This window comes from Pseudaminobacter sp. Soil_N_29 (assembly GCF_057656055.1).
The window spans coordinates 600659-614374 of the sequence record NZ_JBDGLC010000001.1 but is presented as its reverse complement, the minus strand read 5'-3'; the positions used below and the strand labels follow the sequence as shown (position 1 = coordinate 614374).

14 protein-coding genes are annotated in these 13716 nt (G+C 63.0%); 8 read left to right on the top strand and 6 right to left on the bottom strand.

Annotated elements, in window-relative coordinates:
- Positions 1-15: 15 nt before the first annotated feature.
- Together AC3A4H_RS02950 and AC3A4H_RS02945 are read right to left on the bottom strand one after the other, a co-directional pair.
- A complete protein-coding gene (locus AC3A4H_RS02950) occupies positions 16-624 on the bottom strand; it encodes a DUF3306 domain-containing protein (protein ID WP_487765343.1) in 609 nt (202 codons plus the stop codon).
- Positions 611-1132: a DUF3305 domain-containing protein gene (locus AC3A4H_RS02945; RefSeq protein WP_487765342.1), complete on the bottom strand. Its 522-nt coding sequence runs from the start codon at positions 1130-1132 to the stop codon at positions 611-613. Before AC3A4H_RS02945 ends, AC3A4H_RS02950 begins: the two co-directional genes overlap by 14 nt.
- Before the next feature lie 252 nt (positions 1133-1384).
- Here AC3A4H_RS02945 and AC3A4H_RS02940 point away from each other — a divergent pair, with 252 nt between their 5' ends.
- From AC3A4H_RS02940 to AC3A4H_RS02910, 7 genes are all read left to right on the top strand, one after another.
- Positions 1385-2059: a TorD/DmsD family molecular chaperone gene (locus AC3A4H_RS02940; RefSeq protein ID WP_487765341.1), complete on the top strand. Its 675-nt coding sequence runs from the start codon at positions 1385-1387 to the stop codon at positions 2057-2059.
- A 28-nt stretch (positions 2060-2087) separates the two neighbouring features.
- The gene (locus tag AC3A4H_RS02935) at positions 2088-2294 is read left to right on the top strand and encodes a formate dehydrogenase (protein WP_348778090.1); all 207 of its coding nucleotides are present in this window, start codon (positions 2088-2090) and stop codon (positions 2292-2294) included.
- A 1-nt stretch (position 2295) separates the two neighbouring features.
- Entirely contained in the window at positions 2296-5205 is a 2910-nt protein-coding gene (locus AC3A4H_RS02930; protein WP_487765340.1) for a formate dehydrogenase subunit alpha, read from the top strand.
- Between the two features lie 10 nt (positions 5206-5215).
- Positions 5216-5815: a formate dehydrogenase FDH3 subunit beta gene (gene fdh3B, locus AC3A4H_RS02925; RefSeq protein WP_487765339.1), complete on the top strand. Its 600-nt coding sequence runs from the start codon at positions 5216-5218 to the stop codon at positions 5813-5815.
- A 33-nt stretch (positions 5816-5848) separates the two neighbouring features.
- Complete coding sequence (locus tag AC3A4H_RS02920; protein WP_487765338.1) at positions 5849-6883, top strand: formate dehydrogenase subunit gamma; 1035 nt, start codon at positions 5849-5851, stop codon at positions 6881-6883.
- A gap of 101 nt (positions 6884-6984) precedes the next feature.
- Complete coding sequence (locus tag AC3A4H_RS02915) at positions 6985-8961, top strand: BCCT family transporter (RefSeq protein WP_487765337.1); 1977 nt, start codon at positions 6985-6987, stop codon at positions 8959-8961.
- Between the two features lie 94 nt (positions 8962-9055).
- Positions 9056-9946: a mechanosensitive ion channel family protein gene (locus tag AC3A4H_RS02910; protein ID WP_487765336.1), complete on the top strand. Its 891-nt coding sequence runs from the start codon at positions 9056-9058 to the stop codon at positions 9944-9946.
- Between the two features lie 98 nt (positions 9947-10044).
- Here the strand turns inward: AC3A4H_RS02910 and AC3A4H_RS02905 are convergent, their stop codons facing one another.
- Together AC3A4H_RS02905 and AC3A4H_RS02900 are read right to left on the bottom strand one after the other, a co-directional pair.
- Positions 10045-10488: a pseudoazurin gene (locus AC3A4H_RS02905; RefSeq protein WP_487765335.1), complete on the bottom strand. Its 444-nt coding sequence runs from the start codon at positions 10486-10488 to the stop codon at positions 10045-10047.
- A gap of 102 nt (positions 10489-10590) precedes the next feature.
- Complete coding sequence (locus tag AC3A4H_RS02900) at positions 10591-11061, bottom strand: DUF302 domain-containing protein (protein WP_487765334.1); 471 nt, start codon at positions 11059-11061, stop codon at positions 10591-10593.
- 152 nt (positions 11062-11213) lie between these two features.
- On the opposite strand from AC3A4H_RS02900, the gene AC3A4H_RS02895 reads away from it, so the two are divergent.
- Positions 11214-12122: an MBL fold metallo-hydrolase gene (locus tag AC3A4H_RS02895; protein ID WP_487765333.1), complete on the top strand. Its 909-nt coding sequence runs from the start codon at positions 11214-11216 to the stop codon at positions 12120-12122.
- A 1-nt stretch (position 12123) separates the two neighbouring features.
- On the opposite strand, the gene AC3A4H_RS02890 is transcribed toward AC3A4H_RS02895, so the two are convergent.
- Complete coding sequence (locus tag AC3A4H_RS02890) at positions 12124-13218, bottom strand: YeeE/YedE family protein (RefSeq protein WP_487765332.1); 1095 nt, start codon at positions 13216-13218, stop codon at positions 12124-12126.
- Positions 13219-13314: 96 nt separating this feature from the next.
- Positions 13315-13668, bottom strand: coding sequence for an ArsR/SmtB family transcription factor (locus tag AC3A4H_RS02885; protein ID WP_348778100.1), 354 nt, complete (start codon positions 13666-13668; stop codon positions 13315-13317).
- Positions 13669-13716: the final 48 nt, after the last annotated feature.

The following is a 13716-nucleotide window of genomic DNA, read 5'->3' as shown; positions in this document are numbered from 1 at the left end:
CGAATGGCAACGCTTTCAATCTTCCTTGAAGCGTGGGACGGCTCCGCCATGGCGGCGAACGAAGGGCTCGTTTTTCTCCACTTTCGCTGAAGCTTCGGAGCGATCGTCTGGCGGCGGTTCCTCTACATCCGCAGCTTCCACAGTCGGTGCCGTGCGGTCGGGCTGTGCGGCGATAGGCTCCTGCGCAATGTTGGCCTCGGGTTCCATCCGCGCTCGCCCATCGTCTCCCAGAACCTGAGCCATGAGCCGCCGAGCCGTTCCCGGCTTCAGCACTCCGAAGCCGGCAACGCGACCGGAGGTGTGATCCCAGAAATTCTCGTTCGGGCCAATGAAATCGCGGATCGCAGGATCGGCCGACCACGCCTTGCGCAAGGCCGCGTTGCGCAGTTCGGAGGGAACGCCCGCTGCAAGAAACGCGCGAAGATCGGTCGTTGCATCGATGGCATCGAGTGATGGCAGTTGCGAAAGGTCGACGCTTGCCTCCTCGGCTGCGGCGACGTCGGCGGCCTGCACGGCGTCGTCCTCGGCTTTGGTGCTTTCGGGTTCGCCGGTTTGGGGCGTCTCCTCCGCAGCCTGCCGCTTCAGACGCGACCAGCGTGCGAAAATGCCTTCATGATCGGTCATCGCTCGCCTCGTGGATAGGAGATCGACGTGCCAGCGATTCCGGGTCGGCCCGGTCTCGCTTGCGTTTGACGAAGCTGCCCTGGATCGGGTGGCGCGCCACGAACTCCGCGATTTCGCGGACAATGGCCTGCGGCAGCGGCACTGCTTCCACCACCGTGCCGGGTTCGGTCATGGCCTCGCCCTCGGCGGGATCGACGGTGGCGCCGACGATGGCGCAAGGCGGCGTGCCGCCGGTCTCGACGATAGCCACCCACGCGGAGGGCTGGGGCGAGGTCAGGTTGTCGCGGTAGTGGCCGGCTTCCGTCTTGTAGAGGTGGAGGGTGACGGCGTCGGCATAGAAGGTCGCGGTCGTTCCATCGTCGCCGAGGCAGGTCCAGGGCTCGGCCTCCGGCGCGCCGGCCAGCAAGGAGACGGGCCGCCACGTGAAATCGATCCACGGAGAAGCCGCGCTGCGCCGTTCTACCACGATCCCTGCCGGGATGCTGAGATGCGGCATCGGGTTGCTCAACCTACCGCTCCTTGCGTGCCAGACACCCGATCGAAAGTCTTACCCCAGGTGGTTGACGTTTCAAGCTTTTCAGTAGACGCTCCCTTTTCAGGCAGATGCGGGTGTGCCGCATGTTACCGAAGGCGCCCCGCCACTGTGACGTGGTGGAGAAATGCGCGTGCAGAATTTCCACTTTGTTGAATCTGAAGCCGTGCCAGCGGTCGAACTTGCGTCGCAAGACCTAGTGTTTGCGCCGCGCCCCAGGGCCACGCAATGAGCGCGCCTGTTGCAGCGCGAGCCGCCCCGACCGTATTGCGGCACTTGCCGATCCAAAGAGGAGAGGACGAGTCGTCGTGGACGTCGCCCGTTGACGTCGACGAGGTGGACCGCGCCCGTGCCCGGGAATATGCGCTGCTCGCCGTTTTGCTTCTCGCCCCGCCGGACAGCGAGTTGCTGTCGCGTCTGGCCGACATAGAAGGCGACGGCACCCGACTCGGCCGTGCGCATGCAGCGCTCGCTGCAGCTGCGCGCGAGGCCGATCCGGACGCGCTCGAGCGGGAGCATTTCCGCCTGTTCGTCGGTGTCGGCCGCAGTGAGCTTCTGCCCTACGCTTCCTACTACCTCACCGGGTTTCTCAACGAGCGGCCGCTGGCCCGGCTGCGCGGCGACCTGCGCCGTCTGGGCATCGAGTCCGCTTCAGGAGGTGGCCAGCCGGAAGATCATGCCGGGATGCTGTGCGAGGTCATGGCCGGCTTTGCCACAGGAGCCTACGGTGCCATCGATCCGGCGCAGCAGGCAGCGTTTTTCGAGACGCATCTGAAGCCATGGTTCGGCCGCTTCTTTGCGGATCTGGAACGTGCGGCCGATTGCGAGTTTTACCGGCAACTCGGCTGCGTAGGCCGCCTTTTTATCGAAATAGAGACGGAGGCATTCGCCTTGCCGGCATGACGCAGGGAACAGGAGCGGAGGAAGCGATATGGCATCCGGGAACGAGCATGGTGTGAAGCGGCGCGATTTCCTGCGGGCGCTTGGCCTGTCCCCCCTGGCGGCGGTTCCCACGCTCGGCGCCGAGGCCCGCGCCGACAGCGAAAGCCGCGATGAGCGAGTAAAGTCCCGCTACCGGGAAACCGAGCACGTGAAGACCTACTATCGGGTCAATCGCTATCCGGGCAAGGGAGGGTGAGATGCTCATCAAGCGTTCGGATCGTCCCGCCCGCCAGACCCATCTGGCCTCCTTTACCGAAGGGCAGGGGCTGGGCCGGCTCGACCGCCGCAGCTTCCTGCGCCGCTCCGGGCTCGCCGCTGCCGGCCTCGCCGCCGTCGGCGCCTTGCCGCTTGCCAATATGCGCAAGGCCAAGGCGGGCCCGCCGCCGGAACCCGGCGCCGCCGTCGAGATCCGCAAGAGCGTGTGCACCCATTGCGCGGTCGGCTGCACGGTCACTGCCGAGGTCTCCAACGGCGCCTGGATCGGCCAGGAGCCCAGCTTCGACAGCCCGATCAATCGCGGCTCGCACTGCGCCAAGGGTGCGTCGGTGCGCGAACTGGTGCACAGCGAGCGGCGGCTGAAATACCCGCTGAAGCTCGTCGATGGCGAGTGGAAGCGGGCAAGCTGGGACGAAGCCGTCAACTCCATCTGCGACAGGATCACGCAAATTCGCGGTACGTCGGGGGCGGATTCCGTCTACTGGCTGGGCTCGGCCAAGTTCACCAATGAAGGCGCCTATCTGTTCCGCAAGCTCGGCGCTTTCTGGGGCACCAACAATACCGACCACCAGGCCCGCATCTGCCACTCCACCACCGTAACCGGCGTCGCCAACACCTGGGGCTACGGCGCCATGACCAACAGCATCAACGACATGCGCAACGCCAAGACGTTGCTCTATGTCGGCAGCAATGCGGCCGAGGCGCATCCCGTGGCCATGCAGCACATGCTGGAGGGCAAGGAGCTCAACAACGCCAACATGATCGTGGTCGATCCGCGCATGACGCGCACCGCCGCCCATGCCACCGACTATGTGCGGCTGCGACCGGGAACCGACATTCCCTTCCTCTACGGGCTGATGTGGCACATCGTGAAGAACGGCTGGGAGGACAAGGAGTTCATCCAGAGCCGCGTCTACGGCTATGACGACGTCCGCAAGGAAATCGAAAAATGGCCGCCCGACGAGGTCGAGCGCGTCACCGGTATTCCGGGCGCGCAGGTGGAGCATATCGCCAGGCTGTTTGCCACCGAAAAGCCGGCGACCCTTATCTGGTGCATGGGCCAGACCCAGCACACGGTGGGCACCGCCAATGTGCGCACCAGCTGCATCCTGCTTCTGCTCACCGGCAATGTCGGCAAGCCGGGCACCGGCGCCAACATCCTGCGCGGGCATGACAATGTGCAGGGCGCCACCGATGTCGGCCTCGATATCGTGACGCTGCCTTTCTATTACGGGCTGAAGGACACCGCCTGGAAGCACTGGTCGCGTGTGTGGGAGGTCGACTACGAGTGGTTCGTGTCGCGCTTCGACAACAAGGAGATCATGGAAGCGCCGGGCATCCCGCTGACGCGCTGGTTCGATGCCGTGCTCCTGCCCAAAGACCAGGTGCACCAGAAGGACAATGTGCGGGCGATGATCGTGCAGGGGCACGCCTCCAACAGCATCACCCGCATTCCTGAATCGCTGAAGGCACTGGCCAAGCTCGACCTGCTGGTTGTGGCCGATCCGCATCCCACCACCTGGGCCTCGCTGGCGCTCAAGGCCGGGCGCAAGGGCGACACCTGGCTGCTGCCGGCCTGCACGCAGTTCGAGGCCAAGGGCTCGCGCGTGGCCTCCAACCGTTCCCTGCAATGGGGCGAGCAGATCGTAAAGCCGAGCTTCGAGGCCAAGGACGATCTGGAGATCATGTATCTCATCGCCCAGAAGCTCGGTTTCGCCGACAAGATGTTCAAGAACATCAAGGTCGAGAACAACCTTCCCGAGGCCGAGGACATATTGCGCGAGATGAACCGCGGCAGCTGGAGCACCGGCTATTGCGGGCAGTCGCCCGAGCGGCTGAAGCTGCACATGGCCAACCAGAAGGACTTCGACCTGGTGACGCTGCGGGCCAAGGATGGCCCGGCCAAGGGCGATTACTACGGCCTGCCATGGCCGTGCTGGGGCAAGCCCGAACTGAAGCATCCCGGGACGGCGCTGCTCTACAACACCGGCCTCCATGTGATGGATGGCGGCGGCACGTTCCGGGCCCGCTTCGGCGTCGAGCGCGATGGCGTAAACCTGCTGGCCTCCGGCTCCTATTCGCAGGGCTCCGAAATCCAGGACGGCTATCCGGAATTCACCTATGGCGTGTTGAAGAAGCTCGGCTGGGATCATGACCTGACGCCCGACGAGGTCGCCACCATCGAGAAGATCGGTGCCGACAAGGCCGATGCGGTTTCGTGGTCGACCGACCTTTCCGGTGGCATCCAGCGCGTTGCGATGAAGCATGGCTGCCTGCCCTATGGCAATGCACGGGCACGCATGAATGCCTTCGGCGTGCCGGACCCGATACCGGTCCACCGCGAGCCGATCTACACGCCGCGGGTCGACCTGGTGGCCAAATATCCCACGCGGGAGGACGAGGTGCAGTTCCGCCTGCCCAATATCGGCTTTTCGGTGCAGAAATCGGCGGTGGACAGGGGAGTGGCCAAGCAGTTCCCGCTCATCCTCTCCACCGGCCGGCTGGTCGAGTTCGAGGGCGGCGGCGAGGAGACGCGCTCCAATCCGTGGCTCGCCGAACTGCAGCAGGACATGTTCATCGAGATCAATCCCGGCGACGCGGGCGAGCGCGGCATCGTCGACGGCGGCTGGGTCTGGGTCACCGGCACCGAGAATGGCTCGAAGGCCAGAATGCGCGCCCTGGTGACAGAACGCGTGGGCAAGGGCGTGGCCTGGATGCCCTTCCATTTCGGCGGCTGGTTCGGCGGCGAAGACTTGCGCGCAAACTATCCCGAGGGTGCCGACCCGATCGTGCTTGGCGAAAGCGCCAATACCATAACCAGCTATGGCTACGACCCGGCCACCGGCATGCAGGAACCCAAGGTCACGCTCTGCCAGATCACGGCGGCGTAAGGAGGCGACAATGGCACGGATGAAGTTTCTCTGCGATGCCGAGCGCTGCATCGAATGCAACGCCTGCGTCACCGCCTGCAAGAACGAGCATGAGGTGCCCTGGGGCATCAACCGGCGCCGGGTGGTGACCATCAATGACGGGCTGCCGGGCGAGCGCTCGGTGACCATGGCCTGCATGCATTGCACGGACGCGCCCTGCATGGCGGTCTGCCCCGTCAACTGCATCTACACCACCGATGACGGCGTGGTGCTGCACTCCAAGGACCAGTGCATCGGCTGCGGCTATTGCTTCTACGCCTGTCCCTTTGGCGCGCCGCAATATCCGCGGCTCGGCAATTTCGGTTCGCGCGGCAAGATGGACAAATGCACCTTCTGCGCCGGCGGCCCGGAAGCGGACGGCAGCAAGGAGGAATACGAGAAATACGGTGCCAATCGTCTCGCGGAAGGCAAGCTGCCGCTCTGCGCCGAGATGTGCGCGACCAAGTCGCTGCTGGCCGGCGACGGCGACGTCATCGAGGAGATTTTCCGCGAGCGGGTGGAGCAGCGTGGCTACAGTTCAGGCGCATGGGGCTGGAAGACGGCCTATGGCGAGGACGTCAGCACGTCGTAAAGGCCGCCGGCCATGAGCAAGGGAGGATGAGACATGAGCAGTCTTGCCGCCGGAATTCGCAATGTCGCAGGCGCTTGCGTTCTCGCGGTGCTGACGGCGCTTTCCACTCCCGCCAGTGCACAGGAGCAGACCCAGCAGCCCGCGGCGACGATCGTCAATCCGACTGCGGAAGGCGTGACCCAGCAACAGCTTCTGCAGCAGGAGCCGCGCATCACCGGACGCATAAGCATACCCGACAGCAGGGCGGCGGTACTGATTCAGCCCGGCGGCAAGGAGTGGCGCGCCTTCCACGAGATCGCGCTGCGCTGGATCGCCGCCATCGCGATACTCGGCATGCTGGTGGTCCTGGTCGCGTTCTATCTGACGCGCGGCATGGTGCGGCTGGAAAGCGGCCGCTCCGGGCGGACCATCGTGCGCTTCAACGGCTTCGAGCGCTTCGTGCACTGGATGACGGCAACCTGCTTCATCATACTCGGGCTTTCCGGCCTCAACATCACCTTCGGCAAGAAATTGCTGATGCCGCTGATGGGCCCGGATGCCTTCTCGACATTCTCGGAGTGGGCCAAATATACGCACAACTATCTCAGCTTTCCCTTCACCATCGGCGTCGTGCTGATTTTCCTGATGTGGCTGGGGGGGAACATTCCAAATCGGACTGACATCGAGTGGTTGAAACGCGGCGGCGGCATCATCGGCCATGACCACCCGCCGGCCGATCGGTTCAATGCCGGGCAGAAGGCCATCTACTGGATCGTCGTGCTGGGCGGCGCGGCGGTGGCGATCAGCGGCTATTTGCTGATCTTTCCCTTCTACGGCACCGGCATCGGCGAGATGCACACGGCGCATGTCGTCCATGCGGTCGTCGCCGTGCTGTTCTTCGCGATCATGCTCGCTCACATCTACATCGGCACGATCGGCATGGAGGGCGCATTCGAGGCGATGGGCAGCGGCACGGTCGACGTAAATTGGGCGAAGGAGCATCACAGCCTCTGGCTCGAAAAGGAACTGCATCAGGGCAAGTCAAAGGGGCCGCGCGGCCGCGAACCATTCTCCACGCCTGCGGAATAGCGGATGGAGCAATGCCGCTATCGGGCATCATAGGTGCTTCAGCCGGAATTCCGGGCGCGCTTGGCGCATAGTCGCGACCAGGCAAGCGAGGAGGGCGGATCGTGCCCAAATTCGTCATCAATCCGCCAGTGTTTTACGGCTCAGTGGCTATCATCGCTTTATTCGTGGGAATTGGCACGATCGTTCCGGGGCACGCGGAAGTGCTTTTCCGCGAAATGCAGACGGCCATACTGTCCAGTTTCGGATGGCTGTATCTTCTCGCGGTCGGCGTTTTTCTGTTCTCGATGATACTTCTGGCGTTTGGCCGTTATGGCGACCTGAAGCTGGGACCCGACGATTCAGAGCCCGATTTCCCCTTCCTCTCATGGGTGGCAATGTTGTTTGCCGCCGGGATGGGCATCGGCCTGATGTATTTCGCGGTAGGGGAACCGATGACGCACTTTGCGGCGCCCCCGGAAGCTGTCCCGCTGTCGATTGCGGCGCAGCGCCAGGCGATGAGCGTCACCTTTTTTCATTGGGGGATCCACGCTTGGGCGATCTACGCCGTGGTCGGATTGTCCTTGGCCTATTTCGGCCATCGCTACAACCTGCCGCTGACCATCCGATCCGGTCTCTACCCGCTGCTGAAGAACCGCATCAACGGGCCGATCGGCCATGCGGTGGATATCTTCGCGATCTGCGGAACGCTGTTCGGGCTGGCGACTTCGCTCGGCTTCGGCGTTCTTCAGATCAATGCGGGCTTGAACTATCTGCTGGGCGTTCCGGTGTCGATCTATGTCCAGCTTCTTCTCGTCGTCGTCGTGACCGCCATGGCAACCATGTCTGCGGTGAGCGGCGTCGAAAGGGGCGTGCGCATCCTGAGCGAGGTAAATCTGGCGCTGGCGCTGCTGCTGATGCTGTTTGTGCTGGTGGTCGGACCGACCAGGCTTCTGATGCGAGATTTCGTACAGAATATCGGCCTCTACCTCGACACTCTCCTGTTGCGCACGTTCAATATCTACGCCTATGAACCGCGACCATGGATCGATCGCTGGACGCTGTTCTATTGGGCCTGGTGGATTTCCTGGTCGCCTTTCGTCGGCATGTTCATCGCCCGCATATCGCGCGGCCGCACGGTTCGGGAATTCGTGGCCGCAGTTCTCTTCATACCGGCCGGTTTCACATTCTTCTGGATGACCGTCTTCGGCAACACCGCCATGTATCTCGACACCACGAAGGCGAACGGAGCGCTTGCCCGAGCCGTCGAAGCCGCTCTGTCGGTCGCCTTGTTTCAGTTCTTCCAGTATTTGCCGTTCCCTGTCGTCACCTCGACGCTTACCGTGGCACTCGTCGCCATCTTCTTTGTGACCTCGTCGGACTCGGGCTCGCTGGTCATCGATACGATAGCCGCGGGCGGCGAAACCGAAACCAATTCCCTGCAGCGCATTTTCTGGTGTGCGCTCGGCGGGGCCGTTGCAGCCGTTCTGCTTGCTGCAGGAGGGCTATCTGCGTTGCAATCCGCCACCATATCGACAGCGTTGCCCTTCTCGCTGGTGATGCTGGCCCTTGTTTGGTCACTGTTCCAGGGTATGAACGCCGACATCGCCCAAAGCAGGACGCTGCTGAGTGGTGCTTCTCAAGCCCATCCCGCATCTGGATTGACATGGCAGAAGCGACTGGCCTTGGTACTCAGTGCGCCAGACAGGAAGGATATCGACCGTTTCCTGGAGAAGGCTGCTCTGCCCGCTCTCATTGCGGTAGCGGACGAGCTGGCACTGCGTTCACGTACGGCCTATGTTGGCCGCGACGACGAAACAGGGGCCATTTCACTGACGGTGCCGGCGGAAGGCTTTCGCGACTTTGTCTACGGCGTGCAAATACGCGAACATAAATTGCCGGCATTCACCGCATTCGAGGCCGTCAAGATGGGGTTGCGTTTTGAGGCCCGCACATTCTTTTCGGACGGCAGCCGGGGCTATGACATCATGGGAATGTCGCAAGAGCAGATCATCGACGACGTTCTGGCACAGTTCGAACGATATCTCGCACTTGTGCACTCCACAGAGACCGCCCTGCTGACGGCTGCTCCCGAGCACTAGACGCTGCAGCGCCGGTCGATCCCGCCATATACGGGGCAATTTTAATATCCTCCTCTGCCTCAGGCGGAGCAGTGGAGAATTTGGAGAAGTATATTTGGCACAGCGCTCGCATTTCCTTCGGTTCTTCTGGCCGGCCCTCTTCGCCACCTTGTCGGTTGCGGCCTACGTCTTCCACGGTCTGGCTTTCCAGAAGCTGGCGCCGGAGGCCGACCCGACCGCGGTACGGCAACTGAGCACGGCCGCTGCGTACTATTCCGGCGCGTGGCTCGTGGCCCGTATCATCGGAGCAGGTCTGATAAGAGCCGGAAACGGCCGCCGCAAAATGCCGAAGCTTCTTCGGGACCTCATCACGGCCGCCCTGTTCCTGACGGCGACGATTGCAACCGTGGCGATGCTGCTGGGGCAATCGGCGGGTGGCGCTCTCGCCAGTTCGGGCCTGATCATTGCCATTCTCGGCTTCGCCATACGCAATGTGCTTGCCGACGTGCTGTCCGGGGTCGCCCTGGGGCTGGAGGCCCCGTTCAGGATAGGAGACTGGATCGAGATAGACGGGGCGATCCGTGGTCGGGTCATCGAGATCGGGTGGCGCACCACACGTCTTCAGACGCGCAACGACACCTATATGATCGTGCCCAACAGCCAGATCTCACGCCAGAAACTGACCAACTACAGCGCGCCGCGGAAGCACTATCGCGCGACGCTGGAGATCGTGCTCGGGCATGACATACGGGTTGACCAGGGCAAGGAACTGCTCGCTGCCGCTGCCGCGTCGACGCCGATCATCATGACGTCGCCGAAGCCTGACGCGCGCGCGCTCTCCTACGACACCGAGGGTGTGAGATATGCTGTTCGCTATTGGGTGCCGAGCTTCGTCGACGATATCGATTGCCGAGATGCAATTCTCGTCGCTGTCGATGCGGCGATCCGGGACCGGGGCCTGCCGCCTCCATTCAGCCGGGTGAAGCTGCTTTCATCTGCCGTGTGAATGCGACGGCTGAGGGGAAAGCCGTCGCTGCCGCTGCATGAATCCGGTGCGGACTGACTACCCGGCTCTATTCGGCCGGGTTTGACGTAACGCTGCCGTCAGGAGCCGGCTTCGATCTCCGCGAAGATCTTTTCAGCCGTGTTCTTCGCCTTGCCCGGATATTTCAGGCTCTTGACCGCTTCCAGGTTGGTCGGCTCGCCGACGACGATGGCGCCGATCATGCCCATGCCCAGATGCGGAGTGCACTGGTACATGTAGACGCCTTCTTCGGACACAGTGATCGTGATCTGCTCATTGGTCTTGCCCTTCCAGGCCTCGGCGCCTTCCGGAAGGCCGTCCTTCATGCTGGCCGAATTGTGGCTCTTGTCGGTGGGCACGAAGGTGATGGTGTCGCCGGGAGCAGCCTTGACCACCATCGGCTCGAACACCATCGCGGTGCCGTCCGACCCCTTGTTGAGCATCTTCACTTCATGATCTGCGGCAAAGGCGGACACAGGCAGCGCAAGACCGATGGCCACCGCAGCGGCATAGAATATCTTCAAGGATTTTCCTCCAGGAAAAACAACGATATGGGGCGCATGGGAGTCGCGCTTCCACATGCATACATTTCAATTATTCGATGTGTGGTCAAGCCAAGGCTGGCTTCAAAGCCCATCCGCGGCTTGTTCGACGATTTCGGCAAGCAGCGCATTGACCTCGTCACGGCCCGGCCCCGCCGGCAACTCGCGGAAGCCAAGGGTGACCTGGCCCGGCTTGGCCTCCGCCTCATAGGCAAAGACGACATAGGGACAATAGGCGATGTTGCGGATGTCGGCTTCCATGGCCTTGCGGGACATGACGGCGGAGCAGAACTGCAGGAACTCCGCATTGCGGTAGAGCCTGGTGCCGCCAACATCGGCGGCTGTGCGCTCCAGCATCTCGCCGACACGGCCGCGATGGTCCACGACAAGTCCGCGATTGACGATCGCGTCCTCCAGATCGGCCATGACTTGCTCGAACGGACTGTCGGACGTGACGGCATGAACGCCATCCTGCGCTCTCGCAGGCAGGCTCAAGAGGGCGCAACTCAGGCCGATTGCGGCCAGCGCGGCGGAGACGGGTTTCAGCTTGAGCATGGCGTTCTCCTTGACATGGCATCTGGTGAGCGTTGCACGAAACGTCATTTCGCTTGCAAAGGCTAGCCTGCATTGTCGAGATATGCAAAAAACAAGATGTTTGCATAGAAGAGAGGGCTGCAATGTCAGGCAAGTTGAACAGAAGCGGGGGAGTGAGCCGCAGGACATTCCTTGGCGGGACGGCTGCTGCGTTTGGCGGAGCCTTGTTCGCGCCGATCAGCACGGCATGGTCGCAAACGCTGTCCACCGGTAGCGCCGAGCTTACCGTGGTCAGCGACGGCATGATGACGCTGCCGCTGGGTTTCGTCTTTCCGGATGCGCCGCAGGACGAGCTTGTGAAGTTGTTGGAAGGCAGCGGCCAGCCCACTGACGCGATGCGGCCCGACTGCAACGTGACCCTGGTGCGTACGGGCGACCGGTTGGCGATTTTCGACGTGGGCGCCGGTCCCAACTTCATGTCGAGCACCGGCAAGCTGCTGGAATCGCTTGAGGCAGCCGGCGTCGCTCCCGGCGACGTGACCGACGTGGTCATCACTCATGCCCATCCTGATCATCTGTGGGGCCTCACCGACGATTTCGACGAACTGGTGTTCGCCGACGCGCAGTATCACATCGGCCAGAAGGAATGGGATTTCTGGTCGTCACCGGATGCCATGTCGCAAATGCCGGAGGACCGTCAGACCTTCGTGGTCGGTGCCCAAAGCCGCTTCGCGGCGCTGGATGGCAGGGTGAACTTCATCGCCGGAGGCGATGAAGTGCTGCCGGGCGTCGAGGCGGTGGATACCCCGGGCCACACGCCCGGCCACATGTCCTTCCTGGTGCATGGAACGGAGCCGGTGATGATCGTCGGCGATGCCATTTCCAATGCGACAGTGTCCTTCGCGCGGCCGGACTGGCCTACGGCGAGCGACCAGGATCCGCAGCAGGGCGTGAAGACGCGGCTTGCCTTGCTTGATCGCCTGGCGACAGATCGAGTGGGGACAATCGGCTTTCATTTTCCGCATCCGGCGGCGGGCATGGTGGAGCGGCGCGGCGACGGTTTCGTCTACGTGCCCAGCTGAGCTATTCCGCCGGCTGTCGCGCCGAGGGACGAAATGCGCCGAGGGGCGAGCCTTCGATGAGATAGGCAAGCCCCAGCCGCGCACCCAGGAAAATCGAAGCCAGCACCAGGGGCGCCGATATGGCGAGTGCCGAAATGCCGGTGACCCCCTGGCCGATGGTGCAACCCATGGCGAAGACACCGCCAAATCCCATCAGCGTGCTGCCGGCCAGATGCCGGCCAAGCTCGCGGGCGTCGTCGCACGCCTCCCAGCGCACGTCGCGTTTCCAGGCCGCGCAGAGGGCGGCTCCGGCGATTACGCCCAGCACCAGTCCGACGCCATAGTCGGGCACCACACCGGTGAAGGTGATGGCGTGCAGGATGGTGTCGGCGACGGGCACGACGAAGGAGCCCGCCTCGATCTGTATCACCTCGAAGGAATGCTGGGTCGCGTAACTCGTCGCCCACCAGCCGAAGGTGATGATCAGGCCGATGACTATCCCCGTCAGGATGGAGCCCGTTTGCACGCGATAGGAACGGTTGCGGAAAACCCAGGCGAGGAGGCCAAGCCCGACGGCAAGGGCGACGGCGAATGACAGATCATGACCCGTCCAGAACGACACCAGCGCGCCGAGAGACTGGCCGCCCTGGTCGGAAAGGTCGATGGCAAAATTGTCCGAGAGCGCCACGCGTGCCTGGGCGACCAGCCCCTTCTGCGCCGACATGGCGGCCAGACCGAGAACGACCAGGACGACAAGCGAGCGCAGGCTGCCGCCGCCAAGCCTTACCAGCGCGCCGAAGCTGCATGTGCCCACCAGCGCCATGCCCAGGCCGAAGGCGATGCCGCCGGCAATGGCGCCGATCCATGCGAAGCTGGAATGAATGTAGAAGCTCGACGCCGTGTCGACCATGCCGGCCGCCTGCAGTGATTGGGTAGCGAGCAGGGCGGTCGCGGCGGCAAGCATCCAGGTGCGCACGCCGCGGCTGTCGTCGGCATACCACATCCGCTCGAGCGCCGACATTGTGCAGAAATGATTGGCGCGGGCCACGAAGCCGAGCACGACACCGGCGCCGAGGCCGACAAGGGCAAGGAACCACGGATGGGTGGCGATGTTCATGCTTCCTCCGTCTGGTCTGAAGCCGCTTCACCGGAAGGCGGACCGGCACCTCTCGCAGCGCCGGCTGTGCGTTGCTCCCTCGCGACGGTTCGCCCGCTACTCGCTCTTGGGGCGCCGCACGGGCGCGCAAAAAAGCTTGTAGAGTGTTTCGATGACCGAGGATACTTCCTCGCTGGCGATGGAATAATAGATCACCCGGCCCTCGCGGCGGGTGGTGACCAGCCGGTCGAAGCGAAGCCGGGCAAGCTGCTGCGATACGGCAGCCTGCGGTAGATGCATGGCTTCTTCCAGCTCCGAAACCGACTTCTCGCCTTCCGCCAGAAGGCAGAGGATCAGCAACCGACCTTCATGGGCAAGCGCTTTCAACAACTCGCTGGCCACGCGGGCCTGTTCGAGCAACTGGTTGAAGTCTTCCGGCGTCTGGACGTCTTGGATCTTCGGTAAGCTCATGTCGCGTTGATGATCCCGGAATAGAAGTTGGCGCAAAATCCATTTGAA

Coding starts and splice junctions, on each gene's coding strand:
- AC3A4H_RS02935 (WP_348778090.1), top strand. CDS start 2,088: ATGGCATCCGGGAACGAGCATGGTGTGAAGCGGCGCGATTTCCTGCGG.
- AC3A4H_RS02885 (WP_348778100.1), bottom strand. CDS start 13,668: ATGAGCTTACCGAAGATCCAAGACGTCCAGACGCCGGAAGACTTCAAC.
- AC3A4H_RS02890 (WP_487765332.1), bottom strand. CDS start 13,218: ATGAACATCGCCACCCATCCGTGGTTCCTTGCCCTTGTCGGCCTCGGC.
- AC3A4H_RS02930 (WP_487765340.1), top strand. CDS start 2,296: ATGCTCATCAAGCGTTCGGATCGTCCCGCCCGCCAGACCCATCTGGCC.
- AC3A4H_RS02920 (WP_487765338.1), top strand. CDS start 5,849: ATGAGCAGTCTTGCCGCCGGAATTCGCAATGTCGCAGGCGCTTGCGTT.
- AC3A4H_RS02950 (WP_487765343.1), bottom strand. CDS start 624: ATGACCGATCATGAAGGCATTTTCGCACGCTGGTCGCGTCTGAAGCGG.
- AC3A4H_RS02940 (WP_487765341.1), top strand. CDS start 1,385: ATGAGCGCGCCTGTTGCAGCGCGAGCCGCCCCGACCGTATTGCGGCAC.
- AC3A4H_RS02900 (WP_487765334.1), bottom strand. CDS start 11,061: ATGCTCAAGCTGAAACCCGTCTCCGCCGCGCTGGCCGCAATCGGCCTG.
- fdh3B (WP_487765339.1), top strand. CDS start 5,216: ATGGCACGGATGAAGTTTCTCTGCGATGCCGAGCGCTGCATCGAATGC.